At 58.9% G+C, this 24,652-nt stretch carries 17 protein-coding genes and 1 tRNA gene; 3 read left to right on the forward strand and 15 right to left on the reverse strand.

Going from position 1 to position 24,652, the window contains the following annotated elements; translation table 11 throughout:
- Positions 1 to 33 precede the first annotated feature (33 nt).
- Complete coding sequence (locus EYR88_RS04135; RefSeq protein ID WP_165477273.1) at positions 34 to 1,776, forward strand: HNH endonuclease signature motif containing protein; 1,743 nt, start codon at positions 34 to 36, stop codon at positions 1,774 to 1,776.
- Between the two features lie 326 nt (positions 1,777 to 2,102).
- Here the strand turns inward: EYR88_RS04135 and rpsA are convergent, their stop codons facing one another.
- The 3 genes from rpsA to polA form a co-directional block, all read right to left on the reverse strand.
- Positions 2,103 to 3,578 (reverse strand): 30S ribosomal protein S1, encoded by a 1,476-nt coding sequence (gene rpsA, locus EYR88_RS04140; protein WP_131088449.1) that lies wholly within the window; start codon positions 3,576 to 3,578, stop codon positions 2,103 to 2,105.
- Between the two features lie 217 nt (positions 3,579 to 3,795).
- A complete protein-coding gene (locus EYR88_RS04145) occupies positions 3,796 to 5,112 on the reverse strand; it encodes a GNAT family N-acetyltransferase (protein WP_131088450.1) in 1,317 nt (438 codons plus the stop codon).
- A 145-nt stretch (positions 5,113 to 5,257) separates the two neighbouring features.
- Entirely contained in the window at positions 5,258 to 7,870 is a 2,613-nt protein-coding gene (gene polA, locus EYR88_RS04150) for a DNA polymerase I (protein WP_242632537.1), read from the reverse strand.
- Positions 7,871 to 8,081: 211 nt separating this feature from the next.
- On the opposite strand from polA, the gene EYR88_RS04155 reads away from it, so the two are divergent.
- A complete protein-coding gene (locus EYR88_RS04155) occupies positions 8,082 to 8,441 on the forward strand; it encodes a hotdog fold thioesterase (protein ID WP_242632449.1) in 360 nt (119 codons plus the stop codon).
- Here the strand turns inward: EYR88_RS04155 and EYR88_RS04160 are convergent.
- The 4 genes from EYR88_RS04160 to EYR88_RS04175 all read right to left on the reverse strand — a co-directional run bounded on the left by EYR88_RS04160 (position 8,438) and on the right by EYR88_RS04175 (position 11,481).
- Complete coding sequence (locus tag EYR88_RS04160) at positions 8,438 to 8,983, reverse strand: dihydrofolate reductase family protein (RefSeq protein ID WP_131088453.1); 546 nt, start codon at positions 8,981 to 8,983, stop codon at positions 8,438 to 8,440. The two genes, EYR88_RS04155 and EYR88_RS04160, sit on opposite strands and share 4 nt — an antisense overlap.
- Before the next feature lie 96 nt (positions 8,984 to 9,079).
- Entirely contained in the window at positions 9,080 to 9,328 is a 249-nt protein-coding gene (locus EYR88_RS04165; protein ID WP_131088454.1) for a hypothetical protein, read from the reverse strand.
- Positions 9,325 to 10,557: an inorganic phosphate transporter gene (locus tag EYR88_RS04170; RefSeq protein WP_131088455.1), complete on the reverse strand. Its 1,233-nt coding sequence runs from the start codon at positions 10,555 to 10,557 to the stop codon at positions 9,325 to 9,327. Before EYR88_RS04170 ends, EYR88_RS04165 begins: the two co-directional genes overlap by 4 nt.
- A 306-nt stretch (positions 10,558 to 10,863) precedes the next feature.
- The gene (locus EYR88_RS04175) at positions 10,864 to 11,481 is read right to left on the reverse strand and encodes a response regulator (RefSeq protein ID WP_131088456.1); all 618 of its coding nucleotides are present in this window, start codon (positions 11,479 to 11,481) and stop codon (positions 10,864 to 10,866) included.
- Positions 11,482 to 11,670: 189 nt separating this feature from the next.
- Here EYR88_RS04175 and EYR88_RS04180 point away from each other — a divergent pair.
- Positions 11,671 to 11,755, forward strand: a tRNA-Leu gene (locus EYR88_RS04180).
- Positions 11,756 to 11,938: 183 nt separating this feature from the next.
- On the opposite strand, the gene pyk is transcribed toward EYR88_RS04180, so the two are convergent.
- The 8 genes from pyk to EYR88_RS04220 all read right to left on the reverse strand — a co-directional run bounded on the left by pyk (position 11,939) and on the right by EYR88_RS04220 (position 24,539).
- Complete coding sequence (gene pyk / locus EYR88_RS04185; RefSeq protein WP_131088457.1) at positions 11,939 to 13,450, reverse strand: pyruvate kinase; 1,512 nt, start codon at positions 13,448 to 13,450, stop codon at positions 11,939 to 11,941.
- Positions 13,451 to 13,535: 85 nt separating this feature from the next.
- Complete coding sequence (locus EYR88_RS04190) at positions 13,536 to 15,005, reverse strand: glutamate synthase subunit beta (RefSeq protein ID WP_131088458.1); 1,470 nt, start codon at positions 15,003 to 15,005, stop codon at positions 13,536 to 13,538.
- Positions 14,998 to 19,611, reverse strand: coding sequence for a glutamate synthase large subunit (gene gltB / locus EYR88_RS04195; protein WP_131089783.1), 4,614 nt, complete (start codon positions 19,609 to 19,611; stop codon positions 14,998 to 15,000). Before gltB ends, EYR88_RS04190 begins: the two co-directional genes overlap by 8 nt.
- A gap of 616 nt (positions 19,612 to 20,227) precedes the next feature.
- On the reverse strand, positions 20,228 to 21,232 hold the full coding sequence (lgt, locus tag EYR88_RS04200; RefSeq protein ID WP_131088459.1) for a prolipoprotein diacylglyceryl transferase: 1,005 nt from the start codon (positions 21,230 to 21,232) through the stop codon (positions 20,228 to 20,230).
- Positions 21,232 to 22,014 carry a tryptophan synthase subunit alpha gene (gene trpA, locus EYR88_RS04205; protein WP_131088460.1) on the reverse strand — a complete coding sequence of 261 codons (783 nt, stop codon included), beginning with the start codon at positions 22,012 to 22,014 and terminating at the stop codon, positions 21,232 to 21,234. Before trpA ends, lgt begins: the two co-directional genes overlap by 1 nt.
- A complete protein-coding gene (gene trpB, locus EYR88_RS04210) occupies positions 22,015 to 23,361 on the reverse strand; it encodes a tryptophan synthase subunit beta (protein ID WP_131088461.1) in 1,347 nt (448 codons plus the stop codon).
- 106 nt (positions 23,362 to 23,467) lie between these two features.
- Positions 23,468 to 24,289, reverse strand: coding sequence for an indole-3-glycerol phosphate synthase TrpC (trpC, locus tag EYR88_RS04215; protein ID WP_131088462.1), 822 nt, complete (start codon positions 24,287 to 24,289; stop codon positions 23,468 to 23,470).
- Position 24,290: 1 nt separating this feature from the next.
- Positions 24,291 to 24,539, reverse strand: a complete 249-nt coding sequence (locus EYR88_RS04220) for an HGxxPAAW family protein (RefSeq protein WP_131088463.1) — start codon at positions 24,537 to 24,539, stop codon at positions 24,291 to 24,293.
- Between the last annotated feature and the right edge of the window lie 113 nt (positions 24,540 to 24,652).

The following is a 24,652-nucleotide window of genomic DNA, read 5'->3' on the forward strand; positions in this document are numbered from 1 at the left end:
TGCCCGCGCATCGGCACAGAGCATTCTGTGCTCATGAGCCAAACCATGAGCCAGGCGTTAGCCGAGCTATCCGAAGCGTTGCAGCAGACCTCGCGACTATCCGTCGACGAGGCGCTGGCATTGGCCGAGCTCATTCCCGTTTTGCATCAGGCCGTCGGCGCCCCAGAGGATCTCACGCCGGAAACGACTGAACCCACCGCTGAACCTTCCGTGCTCACCGCTGAACCGGCCGAGTCCTTCCGTGAGGATCCGCGTTTTGCTCTGGCTTTGGCATCAATCGCCGAGTCCGCCGCCCATCACGCGCTCCGCACCCAGATCTACGCCGCCCACCTTCTCGAAGCCACCAGCGCCCATACTCTCACCGTGGACGAGCTAAATGCCCAACAAGCTGGCACCATTGATTTCACCCGGCCCGCCGAGCGCACCGGCCAGCGTGCCACCTTCACCGGCACGTCTGCCTTGCTGTCCTCTTGGCTACACATTGAGCATCACGAGGCACTGCGGCGCGTGGCCAGCGCCAACCATGTTTTTGCCCAGTTTGATTACCAGCATCAGCAGTATCCGGCACAGTTTCCCTTGCTGACCCAGCGGTTCAACGATCCGACCCTTCCGCCTGCCGAAGCACTATCGGTGGCACGCCGGCTGGGGGCATTGGAACCGGTTCGTGAAGAGTTCGACGCCCCCACCACCTCTACGGTGCGCGGTGCCGACGGTCAGCTGCTTGAAGCCATGCTCGATCACGAATTAGGAGAAGCAGACCCGGCCACCCGGCGCAAAGGCATCAACGCCGTTATTAAGTCCGCCAAGGAACAGCAATCTGAAGAACAGCCCGAGGCCCAAGAAGGAATTTTCCGGCGCGGTCTGCGTCATGGGTTGGTGCGTTACGAACTTGCCCTGCGCCCCACCCGAGCCGAACTTTTCGAGTCTGGCATCGCCCAAAGTGACAATCCGCGCTCCGACGCTGGTCAAGCTGCACGTGAGGCGTTCACCGATAACAACTCCGATCCGGCCGACGCAGCCAACCCAACCAACGCGTCCGACGCGTCCGACGCGTCCGACGCGTCCGACGCGACCACGGAGCATCCCGACTTTGTCACCGATGAAGAAGCAGCAGCGAGCGAGGCCACGGACACTGCTCCCATCACCCCTGCCGCTCGACGCCTGAATGGGTTGATGTCATTGCTCGAGCTCAACTCAAAACTCCTCCAGCGACTACTTGATGCAACTCTTCACGGAGCGCAAGAAGACGCACAGGCCACCGCCGGCTCGCAAGAGCTGAAGGTGCCAGTCATCAAACCCCAGGTCGTCGTCACGATTTCCTTGGCGGAACTTGAAGGTCGAGCAGATACATTCGGTATTACCTCCCACGGATTTAAGCTCAGCGCCACCGATCTACGGCAAACCCTAGCCAAAGCCCGAATCATTCCCATAGTTTTGGGGGGCAAAGGCGAAATCCTAGATATTGGTCGAGCCCAACGAAAGCATCCGAATTACATGCGCCTAGGGGTCGCAGTGCGTGATCGCGGCTGCCTCGTGCCTGGTTGCACCATGGATCCGGAACGCTGCAATATCCACCACGTCTGGTTCTGGTCCGAAGGTGGAGTCACGGCAGTGTATTGGAGCGCGATGCTCTGCGATACGCACCATCACGATGTTCACGCCGGGTTGATCAAGGTCATCCCCAATGATGGTGTGCCTCAGGTGATCCTGCCGGCCTTTATGGATCCAACCCAAACGCCGGTCCGCAACCAGTACCATTTTGCGGCCACCACCTAAGCCACTGGATCTGCACACCGGAGCGTAGAAATGTGCACAGCTAAATCGCTAAGCTCCCCTCGGGCTCAGGTCTTTGAACTTGAGACCCTCAAGTAATCCATCTGTCGTCTCTAGTGTGCGTCCGAACATTCGCATCTGCTCCGCCCTTGCCCCAACGACGCTTACTGTTCGCCAATTTGAGTACCGTCAGGGTCACTGCCGCTCGTGCAGGACTCGACGTGGACACCAATACCCGCTTAAATGCACGAAGGCCCAACCCTTTCGGGTTGGGCCTTCGTAGCTCAGCTAAAGCTAATCACGATTCCTGCACGAGGCAGAAAGCGAAATTAGTTGCCGGTCAGCTTCTCGCGCAGTGCAGCAAGAGCTTCGTCAGAAGCCAAGGTGCCTGCATCGGTGGCTGGAGCCTCCGAGGAGTACGAAGCTGGAGCTGGCTCGGAGCTACCTGCAGCAGCAGGCTCTGCTTCTGCGTCAGCTACGATTGCGGCAGCAACCTGCTTCTTGTGTGCTTCCCAACGCTCCTGAGCAGCAGCGTACTGTGCTTCCCATGCAGCGCGCTGGGTGTCGAAGCCCTCGAGCCATTCGTTCGACTCTGGGTCGAAGCCCTCTGGGTACTTGTAGTTGCCGGCCTCGTCGTACTCTGCAGCCATGCCGTAGAGTGCTGGGTCAAACTCGGTACCCTCTGGGTCAACACCTTCGTTAGCCTGCTTGAGCGACAGCGAGATGCGGCGACGCTCCAGGTCGATGTCGATAACCTTGACGAACAGTTCGTCACCAACGGAGACAACCTGCTCAGCCAGTTCAACGTGGCGAACTGCAAGCTCGGAGATGTGAACCAGGCCTTCGATGCCGTCTTCGACGCGTACGAACGCACCGAATGGAACCAGCTTGGTAACCTTGCCCGGTACAACCTGACCCAGTGCGTGGGTGCGGGCGAAGGTCTGCCAAGGATCTTCCTGGGTAGCCTTCAACGACAGCGAAACGCGCTCGCGGTCTAGATCGACTTCGAGAACCTCTACGGTTACTTCCTGGCCAACCTCGACAACCTCGGATGGGTGGTCGATGTGCTTCCAAGACAGCTCGGAAACGTGTACCAAGCCGTCTACGCCGCCAAGGTCCACGAATGCACCGAAGTTGACGATGGAGGAAACAACGCCCGGACGAACCTGGCCCTTTTCCAGCTTGTTAAGGAAGGTCGAGCGAACCTCAGACTGGGTCTGCTCAAGCCATGCACGGCGGGAAAGAACAACGTTGTTGCGGTTCTTGTCCAGCTCGATGATCTTGGCTTCGATTTCCTGACCGATGTATGGAGCCAGGTCGCGCACACGGCGCATCTCGACGAGCGATGCTGGCAAGAAGCCACGCAGGCCGATGTCCAGGATGAGGCCACCCTTGACAACCTCGATAACGGTACCGGTAACGACGCCGTCCTCTTCCTTGATCTTTTCGATGTCGCCCCAAGCACGCTCGTACTGAGCACGCTTCTTGGACAGGATCAGGCGGCCTTCTTTGTCTTCCTTGGTCAGAACCAAGGCTTCAACGCTGTCACCAACGGCGACAACATCGCCTGGGTCAACGTCGTGCTTGATGGAAAGCTCGCGGGAAGGGATGACACCTTCGGTCTTGTAACCGATGTCGAGCAGAACTTCGTCGTGGTCAACCTTGACGACGGTGCCTTCGACGAGGTCACCATCGTTGAAGTACTTGATGGTGGCATCGACTGCGGCCAAGAAGTCCTCAGCAGATCCAATGTCGTTAATTGCGACAACTGGTGCGCTGTTGTTCTCGTTCGAGGTGATGGTCATGTAGTAGGGACTCCGATGTGGATAGATTTGGTCAGTCGAAACCCCGGAAGTCCCGGAATTTCGAACGGGTAAAACTTGATTGCGGCCATAACTAGTGCCATGGCACGACTTGACAAGTCTACGCGTATACCAGAGTGCGGGTCAAAGCGTAACCCACTAACATCCACGTCAGCATTTTGTGAACTTCGTCATAAACCTGTGTTCAGCAGACACTTGATCAGAACGTGTGAGGGGTGAAGGGTGCGCGATCAACTTCAAAAAGTCGCAGGCTCGCGCTCACATCCGACTCCGACTTCGTCGATGCCCGACCCGCTGCCAGCAGCTGCGAGAGCTGCACCGTACCCAAGTACAACCCCGCCAGCTCTCGTTCGCCCAGAACCACATGGGCTACACCGGTCAGTTCTTCCGCATCAATTGCCACACGCTTTACAGTTGCCGAACCATCGGCGACCTCAAAAAGGTACGTGCCGTCGATCAGCGACAAGCGATCTGTCACGCTGATGACCAGTTGGCCCGATCGCTGGTAACCGCGAGCTTCAAAGGCGGCGATGACATCCAGTACACGCAACCACAGGACGTCGTCGGTGGAGCGCACCTGGTAGTCCCGAACGTTGTGCAATACCAAACGCATCGGATCATCCAATGCTCCTTGCCCATGGACCTGCTGCACCAAATCATGATTGGCCACGTATTCCAGCAGCTTCAACCTCGCCACGTCGCTGAGGGCAACAAGTTTGTGTACGACCATCTTTGGTTGCGCATCATCCCAACCACCGAACTTATAGGTAATGGATCCGCCAAGTTCGCCAGCTTCATCGTAGTAGGCAGCATGGCGCATGTTCTTGGCCTTCGCCAGAGAATCCCACCCTTCCCAACGCCCCAGTGCATAGCCCACATCAAATTCCGTGCCATCGACCGAACCGAAAGTCTGCGCCAAGGCGCTGCGAATCAATGCTTCAAGCTTCGTTGCGAACGGCTCGGGATCGACGTCGATCACAGCGCCGGGAAGCGCAACCAGCAATTTTAGACCGCCCTCACATTTGAGCGTGAAGCGAGTCTGATAGGTGGCCGGTTCAAATCCGTAGCGACCGTAGATGCTCGCCTCAGAAGCGGTCAGTACTGCCAGCGCGAACCCACCTCTGCGCGCATAATTCAGGTCCTCCGTGATTTGCCGAGTCAAAATACCCTGCCGACGATGGGTGGGCGAAACGGTCACCGCAGTAATTTTATGCACCGCCACCGGTCGCGCTCCCCCAGCGTTGAGCAACCCCGGGAAACTCGCATAGGTGTGCACCGGCTGGCTGGCATGTCGAGATTCGGCCGGCGCCTGTTGATCGAACACCATCGTAAAGCGCAGTTTTTGCGCTGCTGCCAGCCGAGAGTAGGTGGACTCGCCCGCTTCATCGGGCAGCTCTTCATAAAACCCGAGCGCGGTGGCCCGTTGAAAAATGCTCAGGGCGCGCTGTCCATCGTCGTCCAATTGCGCAGCGTCATAACTAACGCACTTGAGTTGGCTAGGGATTGCTTTTGCCACTGTTTTGCACCCTTCATCGTTGAAGCTCAACAGGCACGCCCCATGCTGCTCGGCGGTAGGTAGTGCGGTAGATAGTACTGTGCTGCCGGGCGTGAAGTTCAGTGTACTTCGCGCCCGGCAGCATCAGGGTAGAGATTTGCGCCCGTTAGTGAGCCGCCTCGTGCCAGGTCCGGCCAATGCCCGGCTGAACATCCAGCGGCACCAACAGGTCAGCGGCCTGGCCCATTTCGTGGGTCACCAACTCCTGCACTGCTTCCAGTTCCCCTTCGGCGATCTCCAAAATGAGTTCGTCATGGACCTGGAGCAGCATGCGGGAGGTAAAGTTCCCGGATTCGAGCCCCGCAGAGATCTTGAGCATGGCCACCTTAACCAGATCGGCGGCCGATCCCTGAATAGGTGCATTCAGTGCCGCGCGTTCGGCAATATCGCGTAGACGCCGATCCGAGCTGTTCAGCTCTGGCAGGTAACGACGACGGCCAAAGATGGTTTCGGTGTAGCCGTCCTTGCGGGCTTGGTCCACGACCGAACGCAAGTAGGTGCGCACCGCTCCGAAACGATCGAAGTAGTCCTTCATCAATTTGCGCGCTTCGTCCACGCCGATCTTCAGCTGCTTGGACAGCCCAAAACTGCTCAAACCGTAGGCCAAGCCGTAGCTCATCGCCTTCACCTTGGAGCGCATTTCAGAGCTGACCTCTTCTGGCTCGACGTTGAACACGCGCGAACCGACAAACCGGTGCAGGTCTTCGCCGTTTTGATAAGCCTCGATCAACCCGGCATCCTCGGACAGGTGCGCCATAATGCGCATTTCGATCTGCGAGTAGTCCACGGTCAGCAGGGTTTGGTACCCGGTGCCCACCATGAACACGTCGCGAATGCGTCGGCCCTCTTCTGAACGGACCGGGATGTTCTGCAGGTTCGGGTTCAGACTAGAAAGTCGACCGGTGGCTGCCACGGTCTGCGCGTAGGTGGTGTGGATCCGTCCATCGTCGTGCGTAGCTTTCAGCAGACCGTCGACGGTCTGGCGTAGTTTGATGGCATCGCGGTAAGCCATCAGCGCCACCAGGAACGGGTGCCCGGTTTTGACCAGCAGGTCTTGAAGTGATTCAGCGTCCGTAGTGAAACCGGTCTTGATTTTTTTGGTACGCGGCAAATCCAGCTCTTCAAACAGCACTACCTGCAGCTGCTTCGGGCTAGAAAGGTTTACCTCGTGGCCGATCGCAGCAAAAGCGTCGTTGGTGGCCTGATCAACCTGCGTGGTGAAGTGCGCGCGCAGTTCGTTCAGCCGATCCACGTCCACTGCCACGCCGGCGCGTTCCATCTCAAAGAGGACCGGGATCAGCGGCAATTCCATCTCTGCAGCCAGCAAATCGGCGTGCTTCTCAGCCAGCTTGGTGGCAAGGAACGCGGACAGGTCGTGGATTGCCTGAGCTTGGGCCAGGGTGGGTTCGACCAAATCAGCGGTCAGCCCCAGATCCAATTCGCCCTTCTTCGCCTGATGCACCGGCACCGCATATTTCAGGTGGTACTGCACCACGTCCACTAGGTCGTGGCTACGCCGATCTGGCTGAATCAGGTACGCACTAATCAACGTGTCGTCCTTGATGCCCGCGATCTTCAGCCCACGTTCGATCAGCAGGTGCATGGTGGCTTTAGCGTCGTGGAAAATTTTGGGCGCGTTGGCGTCAGCAAGGAATGCGGCCAGTTCGTTCTCGGTGCCTTCCTGAAGTTCGCCAAGATCAAGCCAAACGGCCTGTGCCCCACGGAACAATGCAAGGCCCACAGCTTCATCGCCAACCACGGCAGGTTGAACGGCGATCGGCGCGGACTTACCGGCATCGATAAAGTCGCGTAATGCTTGGGCGTTGTCGGTCACCACACGGGTGAAGGCAGCTACCTCGGGGGCAACTTCCTCCTCCTGCGCTGCAAAGAGGTCAAAGAGGCGTTTACGCAGGGTGTTAAACTCCAGCGCGTCAAACAGGTTCTCGATCTCTTCGCGGTTTGGTGCCTCAAGCTCCATCTGCTCCAAGGTCACCGGCAGCTCTAGGTCGTGCTTCAGCTGGTTGAGCCGGCGGTTGCGGGTCACGTTGTCCACGTGCTCACGCAGGGACTCGCCCACTTTGCCCTTGATCGAGTCAATGTTTTCCAGCACACCGGCCAGGTCCCCGTAGAGGTTGATCCACTTTGCGGCGGTCTTCGGGCCGACGCCCGGTACTCCTGGCAGGTTATCGGCGGTTTCGCCGACCAGTGCAGCAAGATCCGAGTAACGCTGTGGTGGAACAAAGTATTTGGCTTCCACCGCGGCAGCGTCCATCGGCGGAATGTCGCTAATGCCCTTTTTCGGGTACAAAACCAGGGTCTTGTCGGTGATCAGCTGGAAGGCATCACGGTCACCGGAAACCACCAGCACGTTAAAGCCCGCGTCCTCGCCCATGGTGGCCAGCGTGGCCAGGATGTCGTCGGCCTCAAAGCTTTCCAGGGTGATGGACGGGATGTTCATCGCCTTCATCACCTCTTGGATGAGGTCGATCTGCCCGTAGAACTCTTCGGGCGTCTTGTTGCGCCCGCCCTTGTACTCGGTGTACTCCAGCGACCGGAAGGTTGGAGTATCCAGGTCGAATGCGACAGCGACGTGGGTGGGCTTCTGCTGACGGATCATCGTCAGCAGCATGGATACAAAGCCGTGCACCGCGTTGGTGTGCTGTCCCGTGCTCGTCGCAAAGTTCTCCGCTGGCAGCGCGTAAAACGCGCGGAACGCCATCGAATGTCCGTCAATAATCAGCAGTCTCTTGTCCGACGCGGGTGTCGGCTTGGTAGTTTCGCTCACACCTGAAAGCCTAGTTCCCATGAACGACAATTTCACTACTCAACCCACGCAAGATTCGGCACATCCGTTCGCGCAGCAGCTCACGCGCCACGGCCTACCTCACAGTGCGTGGTCTTTTTTGCGCTCCAATGGCGTAGGTGAACTAGTGGAAAAGCTAGAGATCGTCTTCACCGAGTTCACCGTCGATCGGATCACGGCCACCATGCCGGTCGCCGGAAACACTCAGGTCTACGGGATTTTGCACGGCGGCGCGTCGGCAGCCCTAGCCGAAACCCTAGGTTCGATGGCTGCAGCGTTGCACGGCGCCGGGACGACTCAACCCGTGGGGGTCGACCTAAACATCACACACCACAAGGCTGGCCGCACCGGTTTGGTCACCGCAGTATGCACCCCGGTGCACCTAGGACGCAGAAGCACCAGCCACGAGATCGTGATCAGCAACGAGGACGGGGCACGCATTGCCACCGCGCGCATCACCAACATGATGCTCCCGGTAGAAAACTAGCCCACCGCGTAGCGCGTCAGCGTGATGTCGTTGCCCAAGTCTTCAACGCTCATCGCTGAGAGTTGGGCGCGCACCGAACGCCCAAAAATGCTGGTGCCCTCGCCGAAGACCACCGGCACGGTCACTAACAACAGCTCGTCCAATACGTTCGCTTGAACAAATCCGCCTGCTAGATCCGCGCCGCCGGCAACCCACACGTCACCGGCCCCCGCGCTTCGCGCAATGTCTTGGCTCCAGAAACCGATTTCTCCGCGGATGAACGTCAGGTCGGTATCGGGCAGGGTCGGTAATTCGTGGTGGGTTAAGACCCAGACTGGGAGGTGCGCAAACATCCAGCTCATGTTCCCGTCGGCGACTTCCTTGGCGATACCCTCGTAGGTTTTCCCGCCGATCACCACTGCACCAATGGTTTCAAAGAACTGATCAAAGTGCTTTTTCACGCCAGGCTGTTTGGCGAAGGTGGTGAACCAATGCGCATCGGCGCTACCGTCGGCAATAAAACCATCAACGGAGGCACCCACGTAGTACTTGAAGCTAGTCATGGCTCCAGTCTAGGGGTGCCTCCGTCGAAGGCAATATGCAGTTTTACTTCCCAGCCGATGTTGAGCGTGCTGAGCACTATCAGCGATAGTGAGCGTTTAGTGGCTTGAGGACATGCCCAAAATCGCTTCGCTAAGTTGCGGAACGATCAGCACCACGCCAAAGGCCACAATTAAGCCGGCCACGGTGAAGCAGGCATACGCGCCAGTCTTGCTAAGGCCCGTACTTTTTCCTTCGTCCCTAGCTACAGCCAGCAGGCGAACTCCGAAAGAGTAAGCGGTAACAATGAGCATCGCGGCAATCCACGTGACGATCGCAACGATCGCAAAGGCAACCCAGTCAATCATGAGTTATCAGCATCCTTCTGCGTGGCGACGAGCTTAGCTTGCGCGGCTTCAGCCTTGGCCTTGGCGCGGCGTTGCTTCTTGGTCAAAATGTTGACCGCAGCTCCGGAGTTATCGATGTCGGACATAGTCCCGTCAGAGCCGTGCGACTGCTTTCGGGAAGCGAACCAGATGGTCAGCATCGCGCCAACTCCAAGGATGGTGACGATAACCAGACCTGGGGTGCCAAAGTGTACGATCCAGGCTGCCAGACCGCCGACGATCGCGGCTGCCGGCAAGGTGAAGAGCCAGCCCAAGGCAATACGGCCGGCGGTGCCCCAACGGACCTCGCCGCCCTTGCGGCCCAAACCGGAACCGATAACCGACCCGGAAGCGACCTGAGTGGTCGACAGGGCAAAGCCCAAGTGCGAGGAAGCCAGGATGGCTGAAGCAGTGGAGACCTCTGCGGCGAAGCCCTGTGCAGGCTTCACGTCGGTCAGTCCCGAACCCATGGTCTGGATAATGCGCCAGCCACCGGTGTACGTTCCCAACGCGATCGCCAGAGCACAAGCGGTAACCACCCAAAGGTGTACGCCTGATCCTGAATCCTGCAAGCCGGAGGCCACCAGGGTCAGGGTGATGATGCCCATGGTCTTCTGCGCATCGTTGGTACCGTGCGACAGCGCGACCAACGAGGAGGAGAAAATCTGCCCATAGCGGAAGCCGCCGCGTTTAGGCGAGGCACCGTTTTGGCGCTTGGTGATGGCGTAAGCCAGCTTCGTGCACAGGTACGCGGAGACACCGGCAATCACTGGGGCGCAGAGCGCAGGCAGCAAAACCTTGGAGAGCAGCACGCCGTAGTTCACCGAAGCCACGCCGGCACCGACAATAGCGGCACCAACCAGTCCGCCGAACAACGCGTGCGACGAGCTCGATGGCAGACCCAGCAGCCAAGTGAGCAGGTTCCAAATCACCGCACCCATCAGTCCAGCAAAAATCATTGCTGGCCCGATGGCTACACCTGTGGAGGGGTCTTCGTTAATGATGCCGCCAGAAATTGTCTTGGCTACCTCGGTGGAGAGGAAAGCACCGACAAGGTTCAAAATTGCGGCGAGGGCAACGGCCTTCTTAGGGGAAATTGCACCGGTTGCGATCGGGGTGGCCATCGCATTGGCCGTGTCATGAAATCCATTGGTGAAGTCAAAAAACAACGCCAAGGCAATGACTAGGACGACGATCAGCGTCAAATCCATTTAGTACCAGCCTGAGAGGTCGAACGGCAAGGGAAAGTGTACGGGCTTCGAACAAGCTAATCTGCGAAATATTTTTAGGCATGCAGGACTTGGTTCTTGGCGCAGTTTCAATCTTAGGCGTACTGAGCGGTTCGTCAATCTAGGAAGTCAACTAACGGGCGGCTAATTTTTTAATAACTTGCCGTGCTCAGTAAGCACTATTGCTCGTTGGATAGGCACAACAGCTAGCCGTCGCATGAAAATGTGCACCAAAACACACGGCGTTTTGGTGCACATCCACAGATTCTACCAACGAGCAGTTCGTACTTACTTGACCTGATCGACGACGGTTTCGGCAACCTGGCGCATGCTCAGGCGGCGATCCATCGAAGTCTTCTGGATCCAGCGGAATGCTTCTGGCTCGGTCAGACCCATCTTGGTGATCAGCAAGCTCTTAGCGCGATCTACCAGCTTGCGAGTCTCAAACTGCTCAGCGAGGTTGCTGACTTCCTCTTCCAAGGCGCGCAGCTCGTCATTACGAGAAATAGCGATCTCGATGGCCGGAGTCAGATCGGCAGGGGTAAATGGCTTAACCACATACGCCATGGCACCGGCTTCACGCGCGCGCTCCACCAATTCCTTTTGGCTGAACGCGGTGAGCAGTACTACCGGGGCGATGCGTTCCTTCACAATCGCCTCAGCGGCGGTGATGCCGTCCATGACTGGCATCTTCACGTCCATCAGAACCAGATCGGGCTTCAATTCACGAGCCTTCTCCAATGCGGTCTGTCCGTTATCTGCCTCAGCAACAACGTCATAACCCTCGGAGCGTAGGATCTCGACGATATCGAGGCGGATGAGGGTTTCGTCCTCGGCTACAACCACACGACGCGGGGTGGATTGCACCTCGGATGGAATTCGGGTGACTTCGGGTAGTTCGCTCATTGGCGCCTTCCTCCATGATCAAAAAATCCTGCCCGTGCGGTGGAGGGCAGTTAGATGGTTTCCGTCAGCGAAGCTACGTTGCCTCGGTTTCACATATAAGCCTACTTGCATGTACTGTAGTTCACGCGATGACGCGAGGTTCCCGATTAGGAAATCTGGAAAACCTCTAGTAAACTAGTCAAAGTGCCAGCCCAAGTGGCGGAATCGGTAGACGCGCCGCACTCAAAATGCGGTATCGAAAGATGTGTGGGTTCGAGTCCCACCTTGGGCACCAAAGATAGGCCGCTGGTTCGGAATAATATTCCGGATCAGCGGTTTTTTTCTGCCCAAAATTAGGGTAAGTGTGAGCGACTGCACAAAGTTCAATTTGCACCGCTGACACAAAAAAGTTCCGCCCCTGCCCACCGGAAGGTGAACAGAAGCGGAACTTTTAAGGCATCAGCGTAAAAGCTAGATGCTAGAGGGACTCAGGAGTTGAAACATTCTCCGGTGCCCATGGTCCAACCTTTTCGCGGGCAGGCATTGGCTTGCCGTCGACCAGCTGTCCAGCGTCTGCCAGATCGCCGATCTTGTGTACACGAATCGAGTTGGTCGAGCCGGCCTGTCCCGGAGGGGAACCGGCAGCAATGCAGACAACGTCGTTGACCTCGGCCAAACCTTCGCTAAGCAGCGCTTCGTCCACCTGAGCAGTCATCTTGTCCGTGTGGTCAGCGTAGGCAACCAAACGTGCCTGAACGCCCCACATCAGGGTCATGATGTTGTAGGTCTGCTGCAACGGGGTGAAAGCCAAAACCGGCTTCTTTGGGCGCAGTCGCGAAAGACGACGTGCCGAGTCACCGGACTGGGTGAACGCAACGATGTACTTTGCGTCAACCTGATCGGCGATCTCCACAGCAGCACGGGTAATAGCGCCACCGGTGGTCTTAGGCTGAGAACCCAAGCGTGGGATACGATCCAGACCATGCTCTTCGGTGGAAGAGATGATGCGCGACATGGTTTCCACGGTTTCGACCGGGTAAGCACCAACCGAGGTCTCCCCCGAAAGCATGACAGCGTCGGCACCGTCAAGCACGGCGTTAGCGCAGTCAGATGCTTCAGCGCGGGTAGGAGTTGGCGACTCAATCATCGACTCAAGCACCTGGGTAGCAACGATCACTGGCTTAGCCCAGCGACGAGCCAATTCAACGGCGCGCTTCTGCACCAGTGGAACTTCTTCCAGTGGCAGTTCTACACCCAAGTCTCCGCGGGCGACCATGATGGAGTCAAAAGCGTCGACGATTTCTTCAAGGGCAGCCACAGCCTGTGGCTTCTCGATCTTCGCGATCACTGGGACGCGACGACCTTCTTCGTCCATAATTTCATGCACGCGCGAAATGTCTTCGGCGTTGCGCACGAAGGACAGTGCAACCATGTCGATGCCGGCACGCAGTGCCCAGCGCAGGTCGTCCTCATCCTTTTCACTCAGTGCAGGAACGTTCACTGCAACGCCTGGCAGGTTGATGCCCTTGTTATTGGACACTTCGCCGCCGACGACTACCTCGGAATGCACGGAGGTTGCATCGACCGAGATGGCCTTGAGCTTTACCTTGCCATCGTTGATGAGCAGGAAGTCCCCTGCCTTCACGTCGTTTGGCAGACCTTTGAAGGTGGTCGAGCACAGGTTACGGGTGCCTTCCACGTCATCAATGGTGATGGTGAATTCTTCGCCCGCCTCCAGGATGTACTTCGCGTCACCCTTAAAGCGCCCCAAGCGGATCTTAGGACCCTGCAGGTCGGCAAAAACACCGACCGCGCGGCCGATCTCAGCCGCTGCGTTACGCACGTTCGCCAACGATTGTGCGTGCATGGAGTGATCTCCATGGCTCATGTTTAAGCGCGCGACGTCTACGCCCGCATTTAGTACCGCTACAGTGTTTTCGTAGCTTGCTAGGGCTGGACCCCAGGTTGCTACAATCTTTGCGCGTCTCATTCCGTCAGCCAAATGCCTTTCTTGTCCACACAGGCAAAATGCGGCCCATCCACAATCGGATGCGCCGCATTTAAGCCTACGTCACTCAAATGATGCTGATGGCCCTATCGGTTGGAGCTACCGGTGCTGGAAGAATTGTCGAGCCCATGAGGAATTTATCGACCGAGGCGGCGCAAGCGCGACCTTCAGCGATAGCCCACACGATCAGCGACTGTCCCCGACCGGCATCTCCGGCGACGAACACCGATTCGGTATTCGTCATGTAGTAGCCATCTCGGGCGACGTTGCCCCGGTTGTCGAATTCGATACTGACCTGTTCGTCCAGTCCGGAAGCTTCCGGACCGGTGAACCCGAGGGCAAGCAGAACCAAATCAGCTTTGATTACGCGTTCGGTTCCAGACTTCGGGAGGCGCTTGCCAGCAACAAATTCTGTCTCTGCAACTGTAACACCGATCACCTTATTCTGCTTAGTTCCCTCACCGGCGACAAAGTTCACAGTGGAAGCCAAATAGGTGCGCTCGCCACCTTCTTCGTGCGATGACTGCACTTCAAAGAGCACCGGCATGGTCGGCCAAGGGTGCAGTTCGCTACGCTCGGTGCCCGGCTGCTTGCCGATCGCCAAGGTCGTCACGCTGGCAGCGCCCTGACGCAGAGCGGTACCGATACAGTCCGAACCTGTGTCACCACCACCAAGGACAACAACATGCTTGCCCTTGGCGTCGATGGTGCGCACGCTGGAGGTACCAGCAACCACACGGTTGTTCTCGGTGAGGAACTCCATGGCGTGGTGCACGCCGTCGAGCTGGTTTCCTTCGATGGGCAGTTCACGCGGAACGGTCGCACCGGTGGCGACAATCACCGCGTCGTAGTCACGACGCAGCTGCTCCCAGGTGATGTCCTTACCGATTTCGATGCCGGTGCGGAAGATCGTACCTTCATCACGCATCTGATCCAGGCGCAGGTCGATCACCTGCTTTTCCAGCTTGAAGTCTGGGATACCAAAGCGCAGCAGACCGCCGATGGCTTCGTCGCGCTCGTACACGGCAACCGTGTGACCTGCGCGGGTCAGCTGCTGGGCAGCGGCCAGACCGGCTGGGCCCGAACCAACAATGGCGACACGGTGTTCGGTGTGGCGAGCTGGTGGCTGCGGTACAAAGTCGCCCTGGTCCATCAGGTGACCTGCAAGTTCAGCCTCAACCTGCTTGATTGTCACCGCTGGCTGGTTGATTCCCAGCACGCAGGATGACTCACAAGGGGCCGGGCACAGCTTACCGGTGAGTTCCGGGAAGTTGTTGGTGGAAAGCAGTCGAGCTGCCGCCTCATCCTTACGACCACGGTAGGTCAGATCGTTGAACTCTGGAATCAGGTTGCCCAGTGGGCAGCCCTGATGGCAGAACGGGATGCCGCAGTCCATGCAACGGGAAGCCTGCTGCTGCAGGGTCCCGTCTTTCTGGCGTTCAACAACCTCTTTGTAGTCCATCAATCGCACCGGTACCGGGCGCTTGGGTTGGGTGACACGCTCGGTCACCTTCAGGAATCCGCGTGGATCAGCCACGGGTCACCTCCAAAATCTTGTTCCATACCTGTGGCGAATCTGGGTTCTGCCCGTTGGCTTCCGCGTCACTACGCACCTGCTGTACCGCAGCAAAGTCGCGCGGGGTGATGCTGGTGATGCGGGTACGGGTGTCTTCCCAATTCAGCACCAGGCGCTGCGCCAGTGGCGAAGCAGTGTGTGCGATGTGCTCGGTGAGCAATTGGTGAATGCGCTGTGCTTCGGCATCGGAAATCGGGTTGATCAACAGATCCCCCTGGCTTGCGGCCAATGGGTTGATCTTGTCCGTATCAAAGTCCACAACCCATGCCACACCGCCGGAGAAGCCAGCACCAAAGTTACGTCCGGTGTCCCCCAAGATCAGCACTTCACCGCCGGTCATGTACTCACAACCGTGTTCGCCAATGCCTTCGGTGACGATGCTCGCCCCGGAGTTACGCACCGCGAAGCGTTCGCCGACCATACCGTTGATGAACATCGAACCACTGGTGGCGCCGTAACCAACCACGTTACCGGCGATCACCTGCTGCTCAGGAGCCGAAATGGTGCTCGTTGGTGGGTGGATGACGATCTTGCCGCCCGACAGGCCCTTGCCAACGTAGTCGTTCGCGTCGCCATCCAGGCTCAGCGTAATACCCGCTGGCAGGAAGGCGCCGAGTGACTGACCGGCTCGTCCTGCGAGGTTCACCGTGATGGTGTCCTCGTCCAAGATCTCCAGTGCGAAGGTCTTGGTGACATGGTGGCCAAGCAGGGTTCCCACCGAACGGTCGGTGTTTACGATGTCCGCATCGATGGTTACCGGAATGCGATCGGCTAGTGCCGGAGCGGCAGCAGCCAACAAACGCTGATCCAGGTGCTTATCCAAACCGTGGTCCTGGCTGATGCGGCGACGACGCGCAGCAACTTCTACCGCTGGTTCGTGGGTGATGGCATCCAGCGCCAACCCGGTCACCTTGCGGTGCGCACCAACCTGGGCAGCGTCAGTTTCGAGCAGTTCAACGCGACCGATCACTTCGTCCAGGGTGCGTGCACCCAAGGAAGCGAGCAGTTCGCGGACCTCTTGAGCGATGAACTCGAAGAAGTTCACCACAAATTCGGCCTTGCCACTGAAGCGTTCACGCAGCACAGGGTTCTGCGTGGCCACGCCCACAGGGCAGGTGTCCAAGTGGCAGACGCGCATCATGATGCAGCCCGAAACCACCAGCGGTGCGGTCGCAAAGCCGAACTCCTCGGCACCCAATAGGGCGCCGATCAGTACGTCGCGGCCGGTCTTCAGCTGGCCGTCAACCTGCACGGTGACGCGGTCACGCAAACCGTTGAGGATCAGCGTCTGCTGAGCTTCAGCCAGGCCGAGCTCCCACGGGGTGCCCGCGTGCTTCAGTGAGTTCATCGGTGAGGCACCGGTGCCGCCGTCGTGCCCGGAAATCAGCACTACGTCGGCCTTGGCCTTGGCTACACCGGCAGCCACGGTACCGATACCGGACTCGGATACCAGCTTCACGTGCACACGCGCGCTCGGATTGGAGCACTTTGCATCGTGGATCAGCTGCGCCAAGTCCTCAATCGAGTAGATGTCGTGGTGCGGAGGCGGGGAAATCAGCCCAACACCCGGGGTGGAGTGACGAGTCTTAGCCACCCAAGGGTACAGCTTCTGGCTCATCAGCTGGCCACCCTCGCCTGGCTTGGCGCCCTGAGCCATCTTGATCTGGATGTCATCGGCGTTGGTCAGGTACAAGCTGGTGACGCCGAAGCGGCCCGAGGCGATCTGCTTGACCGCACTGCGACGCTCAGGATCAAGCAGACGCTCCGGATCCTCGCCGCCTTCACCGGTGTTGGACTTGCCGCCCAGCCGGTTCATGGCGATCGCCAGCGTCTCGTGTGCCTCGGCGGAGATCGAGCCGTAGCTCATCGCACCGGTGGCAAAACGCTTAACAATTTCGGAGACCGGCTCCACCTGATCGATGTCGATCGGGGTGATGCCTTCGGTCTTCAGCTTCATCAGACCGCGCAGGGTCTTGAGCTCAGCGGCCTGATCGTCCACAGCCTTGGTGTACTCCTTGAACACGTCGTAGCGACGGGTGCGGGTGGAGTGCTGCAGGCGGAAGACGGTCTGTGGGTCAAAGAGGTGTGGCGGGCCGGAGCGGCGCCACTGGTACTCGCCACCGGTTTCCAACTCATTGGCCTGCGAGCTGCCGTCGAGTTCTGGGTAGGCACGAGCGTGGCGTTCAGCAGCCTCGGCGGCCACCACATCCAGTTCGATGCCAGAAAGCTTGGTGGTGGTACCGGTGAAGTACTGGTCAACCACGCGCTGGGAGAGGCCGACCGCCTCGAAGGTCTGGGCGCCGCAGTAGCTGGAGACCGTGGAAATGCCCATTTTGGACATGATCTTTAGTACGCCCTTGCCCAGGGCCTTCATCAAGTTGGAGCTGGCGGTAGCGCCGTCAATGCCGGGCAGTTCGCCTTCTTCAGCCATCTGCTCGACCGATTCCAAAGCCAGGTATGGGTTGATCGCGGCGGCGCCGTAACCGATCAATACCGCAATATGGTGCACTTCGCGGGCGTCGCCGGATTCGATGATCAGCGACGCACGGGTGCGGTTGGAGCTCTTGAGCAGGTGGTGGTGGACGGCGCTGGTCAGCAACAGCGATGGGATCGGCGCCCAGGCAGCCGACGAATCACGGTCCGAGAGCACGATGTAGCGCACTCCACGGTTGACCGCAGCGGAGACCTTTTCGCAGATTTCCTGCAGGCGCGCGCGCAGTTCAGACTCGCCACCGACCGGGCGGTACAGGCCACGGACCTTCAGCGACAGCTTGGAACCCTTGGCATCGCGCAAGTTTACGATCTTGGCCAACTGGTCGTTGGTCAATACCGGGTAGTCCAGTGCGATCTGCGACTGCGGCACCTTATCCAGGCTCAGCAGGTTGCCATCTGGGCCGATGGTGGTGTGCATGGAGGTGACCAACTCTTCGCGGATGGCATCCAGCGGTGGATTGGTGACCTGTGCGAAGGACTGGGTGAAGTAGTCAAAGAGCAGGCGCGCGCGATCGGCCAGTGCAGCAATGGGCGTATCAGTTCCCATGGCGGCCAGCGGCTCAGCGCCGGTGGTGGCCATCGGCGCCAAAAGCACGCGTAGCTCTTCGGTGGTGTAACCGAAGGTGAGCTGGCGCAGCAACACCGAGGCCGAGTTGTGGCGTACGTGTTCCAGATCCGGGAAGTCCGCAAGGGTCTTCAGGTTCTGCGAAACCCATTCACGCCATGGCTTGGAGGCGGCAACCTCGGCCTTGATTTCGGAGTCTTCAACGATGCGACCGGCATTCAAATCCACGGCGAACATCTTGCCCGGAGCCACACGGCCCTTGGACACAATGTGCTCTTCGGCAACGTCGATCACGCCGACCTCACTGGCAAGCACAACCAAATCATCGTCGGTAACCCACCAGCGAGCCGGGCGCAGACCGTTACGGTCCAGCACCGCTCCGGCCATCTGGCCGTCGGTGAAGCAAACGGCCGCCGGACCATCCCAAGGCTCGATGAGCATCGAGTGGTACTGGTAGAAGGCGCGCAGATCGGCGTCCATCTGAGTGTCGTTTTCCCACGGCTGCGGGATCATCATCATGATCGCTTCGGTGACGTTGCGTCCCGAAAGCATCAGCATTTCAGCGACCTCGTCGAAGGAAGCGGAGTCCGATGCACCTGGGGTGCAGATCGGGAACAGCTCTTCGGGGACCTCGCCGAGCAATTCGGATTCCAGAGTTGACTGGCGGGCGCGCATCCAGTTGCGGTTGCCCTTAACCGTGTTGATCTCGCCATTGTGCGCGATGGTGCGGAAGGGCTGAGCCAGCGGCCACGATGGGAAGGTGTTGGTGGAGAAGCGTGAGTGCACGATCGCACAACGGCTGGCGAAGTCGGTGTTCGACAGATCCGGGTAAAACGGTTCAAGCTGCGCGGTAGAAACCATGCCCTTGTACACGATGGACTGCGCGGAGAACGAAGCGAAGTAGATGCCCATCTTGTTGTGCGCGCGACGACGGATGCGCCAGGCGGCGGCGTCTAGTTCGCGGCTGCTCAGTGCTGGTGCACCGGTCGGACCGGCGACGAAGAACTGAGTGATGTATGGCATGACCTTGCGTGCTGAGGCGCCGAGCACGGAGGAGTCAACGGGCACTTCGCGCCAGCCGAGCACCGAAAGGTTTTCTTCCGCGGCCAGCGTTTCCAGCTCGGACTGAGCAAATTCGCGCTCTTTGGTCTCGGCAGGAAGGAAGCCCATACCTACGGCGTAGGCGCCGGCAGATGGGAGCGCGAAGTTGGTGGCGCTGCGCAAAAATGCGTCGGGCATATGCAGCAGGATGCCTGCACCGTCGCCGGTGCCTTCGTCGGCGCCGATAGCGCCACGGTGTTCCAAGCGGCGCAGTGCCGTTAGTGCGTGGGCGACGATCTCGTGGCTGGATTCGTTCTTCAGCGACGCGATCATTGCCAAACCGCAAGCGTCTTTTTCGGCGGCAGGATCGTATAGACCCTGTGCGCTAGGCATTGCAGAGAAGCGTGTATATGGCGAGAGGACGTTCTCGCCGGAGCCTGGCGAGGCGTTCAGTGGGACTCCGGTCATGCTCATGAGCGTGCCTTTCTGTGGTTCATGCAGGATGGGCGCGCCGAACCCTTTGCTCATGAGGATAATTCCTTAAAAGGGCGACCGGCCGCCTTGATGTTTCATCGAACTGGAACTCGTCGACAACGCGCAGCGGGGTATGCTGGCACGTCGAGATTCCAGGGAGGAACATATCCCACCTCATTGTGGTGCTGCATCGCAGGTCCGCTCCAGGGGGTTGAGGGCCCGCTACGATGCCAACATCACACGTTACGCAATTTTTGTTTCTCAAGTGCGACCGTTTGTGTTTCGAAAATGTTAAAAACTAGGGTGTACGCCACACTTTTCGGCCCGGTTGCAAAGCCGATCGGGAGCCGAAAACCCGTTGTTGTCTACCGTTTTTCGGGTATCGGCAATGTTTCGAACATGTTGCCGAGCCTTATCGCGGGCCCGGGCAAATTTGGCTCTAACTTTTTTGCTAGATTTCGCCATACTTCACGCTTCGCGCGTCATGAAACCGTTGGTCGAAGTTCAGTGGCGCCAAACGGTATGGCAATGGCCGGCAAGAGTATGTGCTTGCCGGCCACTCAATGGCACCTATTGATGCCCGACGAACCAAATGCCCTAGGCAGTGCGACTACTGCGGGTCCTTGCCCAGGTGCTTCGGCTCTTGAGCTACTTCGGTTGTTGCTGCCGGTGGTTCTTCGCCGGCTACATCTTGGTCTTGCGCCACTTCTGCCTTCGGTTCGCGGCCTGGCAGGAAGAACGGGTTAACGTTCTGCCCGCGCAGCTTGGCCAGCACGAGGCTGAGCGCGATGGCACCGGCGATCACCAAAGCGATCGCCAACCACTGGTGAACACGTAGTCCCAATGGGCCGATGTGAATAATTTCGGCCGGATCCAAACGCAGGGATTCGGTGAAAGTACGTCCGATGCCGTACCAAATCATGTAGCAGCAGAACAGCGCACCGCGACGCAGCTTGAACTTTCGATCCAGCGCGATGAGCACCAACGCGCCGGCCACGTTCCACAGCGACTCGTACAAAAAAGTCGGGTGGAACAGTGTGTCCGCGGGCAGTCCTGCAGGGAAGTTGTAGCTGTTCGGGTCGATCTGTAGTCCCCATGGCAGGGTGGTTGGTGAACCAAAAAGTTCTTGGTTAAACCAGTTGCCCCAGCGTCCGATTCCTTGGGCGATGAGCAGGCCCGGAGCTGCCGCGTCGGCAAAGGCCGAAAGCCGCACACCGGTTCGTCGACAGCCGATCCACGCACCGAGGGCGCCGAGTGATACCGCACCCATAATGCCTAGTCCGCCGAGCCAGAGCTGCGGGATTTCGGCCAAGTGCGCTTGTTGCTCGCCCAACCCAAAGTAGTACATCGGGTCGGTGATCAACACGTGGTACAGCCGGCCGCCCACGATGCCAAAGGGGATCGCCCAGATGGCAATGTCCCAGAGCATATCGGAGTTGCCACCACGGGCCTGCATGCGCTTATTGGTCAGCCACAGGGCGACAAGAATGCCCAGCAAAATGCATAGCGCGTAGGCGTGAATGGTCAGCGGCCCGATGCTGAACTTAGAAAACTCCGCCGGTGGCGAGGGGATGGAAGCTGGCACCGCTAGTGCCAGCTGTGCAGCGAAGGACATTAGGCTCGACCACTTAACTGTGCAGCGAGTTCTCCTACCGCAGCTACTCCCCCGTCGCGCAGAGCGGCAACCAAGGCGGTACCGACAATCACGCCGTCCGCATAGGCGCCGATCTGTTCAACGTGCTCGCGGCGCGAAACGCCCAAGCCAACACAGGCGTTTTCTGCGCCGGCCTTGTGCGCTGCCTCGACTACCGCTTGGGCGGCCGAAGAGACCGAGGAGCGCGCGCCGGTGACGCCCATCAGCGATACGCAGTAAACAAAGCCGCTGGATGCGTCAACGGTGCGCTGCACGCGGGCTTCGGTGGACGATGGTGCGATCAAGAAGACGCGTTCCAGATCGTACTTGGTGCTCGCCTCAATCCATTCAGTGGCCTCGTCGGGAACCAGATCCGGGGTAATGAGTCCCGCGCCGCCAGCTTCGGCAAAACGACGGGAAAATTCGTCCACGCCCAAACGCAACACCGGATTCCAGTAGGTCATGACCATCACTGCGACGTCGGTACGTTCGGTAATGCCACGCACGATGTCAAAAATCTGCGACACCTTAAAACCATTGGCCAAAGCATGCACGGTGGCTTCCTGAATGACCTGGCCATCCATCACCGGATCGGAGTAGGGAATGCCGATCTCGATAATGTCCACGCCATTTTCGGCCAGTGCGACGGCAGCATCAATGCTGGTCGGCACATCGGGGAAGCCAGCTGGCAGGTAACCGATCAGGGCTGGTCGGCCCTCGGCACGGGCAGCGGCGATCTTCGCGGCACTCATCACGCGGGTCATTTACTTCTCCTCAGAGTTCTGTGAGCCGGAGTTCTGTGCGCCGGAGTTCTGCGAATTGGCAGCGTTGATTTCAGCTTCAGCGTCTTGTTCGTCGATCATGTTGAACCACGCTGCAGCGGTGCCCACGTCCTTATCACCGCGACCAGAGAGGTTCGCGATGATGATGGTTTCTTCGGGGACCACACCTTCAGCCACCTTGCGTTGCGCCAGGCGGATGGTTCCGGCCAGTGCGTGGGCGGATTCGATCGCCGGCAAAATGCCTTCGGTGCGGCATAGCGCCTTAAACGCGTCCATCGCTTCGGTGTCGGTGACCGGCTCGTAGCTCACCCGTCCGATGTCAGAGAGATAGGCGTGTTCGGGGCCAACACCTGGGTAGTCCAGACCGGCCGAGATGGAGTGGGACTCAACGGTCTGCCCATCTTCGTCCTGCATCAAATACGACTTGGCGCCGTGCAGCACGCCGGGACGACCCAGGGTGATGGTGGCAGCGTGGCGATCGGTATCCACCCCGTCGCCGCCGGCTTCAAAACCGTAGATTTCGACGCTCGGGTCATCAAGGAACCCGTGGAAGATGCCGATCGCATTGGAGCCGCCACCGATACATGCGGTGACCGCGTCCGGCAGGCGCCCGGTCTGAGCCAGGATCTGCTCACGTGCCTCGTCGCCGATGACCTCGTGGAAGTAGCGAACCATCGCCGGGAAGGGTGCTCCACCAGCGGCCGTACCCAACAGGTAGTGGGTGTTCTCCACGTTAGCTACCCAGTCGCGCAATGCTTCATTGATCGCGTCTTTCAGCGTCTGGCTGCCCACGGTCACCGGGATAACGGTGGCACCCAGTAGGCGCATGCGGGCGACATTTAGTGCCTGACGACGGGTGTCCTCAGCGCCCATGTAGACCACACATTCGAGTCCCATCAGCGCTGCCGCGGTGGCCGAGGCGACACCGTGCTGACCCGCACCGGTTTCAGCGATGATGCGGGTCTTGCCCATGCGCTTGGCTAGCAGTGCCTGGCCGAGCACGTTGTTAATTTTGTGGCTACCGGTGTGGTTCAGGTCCTCACGCTTGAGGAAGATCCGCACGCCGCCGCAGTACTGCTCGGAGAAGCGCTTGGCTTCGGTGAGCAGGGAAGGTCGACCGGAATAGTTCTTGTTGAGGTCTTTGACCTCCGCGATGAACTCAGGGTCCTTTTTGGCGGCTTCAAAGGTCTCGTTCAGTTCGTCCATGGCGGCCATCAAGGACTCGGGCATCCATCGTCCACCATAGGCTCCAAAATAAGGGCCACTGGCGTGCCTGAGCGACTGTGCATCGATTGACTGGCCTTGCGCGGAATTCTCCGGGGTGCTCATCGATTCCCTCTTTTCTTGAACGAAACTTGATTCGTGGTATGTCTCGTGCCCCGTCGGAAGATCCAACGGGGCACGAAAAAAGTTTGTGCTGGTTGCCCCGCGGCTTTTAGCGTTGCGGTTTGGCCTGGGTCCCAGCGGTGATGAATTCGGCGACCGTGGCACGCGGTTCGGCGTGTTTCACCAGTGCCTCGCCCACCAGGATCGCGTCGGCTCCAGCGCTGGCGTACTGCGTGACCTGCTCGGTGGATTCAACCCCCGATTCGGCGACGATCACCACGTCGGCGGGAATCAGCGGAGCCAATTGTGCAAAGTTTGCCGGATCAACGTCGAGCGTCTTCAAATTGCGCACGTTAACCCCGATGATTTTGGCACCGAGTTTGATCGCACGCGCAATCTCTTCTTCGGTGTGCGTCTCCACTAGCGCGTTCATGCCCAACTGATGTGTCAGCTCAAGGAACGTGGCCAACTGTTGATCGTCCAGGGCCGCAACGATCAGCAAGATCAGGTCGGCCCCGTGGGCGCGAGCTTCATAAATCTGGTACTCGTCGACCGTGAAGTCCTTGCGTAGCACCGGGATCTGCACCGCGGCGCGGACCGCGTCCAAATCCTTTAGCGAACCGCCAAAGCGTCGGGCTTCGGTGAGTACCGAAATTACCGATGCGCCGCCGGCTTCATATTCGACCGCGAGGACCGCAGGCTGGGCGATGTCCGCCAGTGCGCCCTTGGATGGAGACTTTCGCTTAACCTCGGAGATCACCCGCAGTGTGGTGTCTCGCGCGCCCGACGGAGCACCGCCCAAAGCCGCAAAGGCGTCGAGGGCAGGGGCAGCCTGCGCGGCAGCGGCCTTGATCGAAGCTAGGTCGTTGATTGCGCGACGGGCGCCCAGGTCTTCCCGGACGCCCGCGATGATGTCATCAAGAACGCTCAATTTAGTGTGCTGCTCCGCTACGGGCGCCACCCACACCAAAACCGGCTGCCTTCAAGATAGCGCCGACAATCAGGCCCAAAACTACGATGCCGCAGCCGACCCAAACAATTGGCCAAGCTAGGAGCGCAAAAGCAATGCCGCCAACGACAAAACCTAGGGTCATGATCAGCACGCAGCTCCACGCTGCAATGGAGTTACCGTGGCCAATCTCTTCGGCGTAGACCGGATCGATCTCGGTGTTCTGCGACATTCTCGCGCTCTCCTCATGTTTGTTACTGCGCCGCGGCCTTTGGATGCTGGCCGGCGGCGATGGTCTTCAAGAACTATTCTGCCATCAGTGCCCGGTCACATCCTATTTGCGCG

The sequence above is a fragment of the Arthrobacter sp. S41 genome (assembly GCF_004320535.1).
Taxonomy (GTDB): Bacteria; Actinomycetota; Actinomycetes; order Actinomycetales; family Micrococcaceae; genus Glutamicibacter.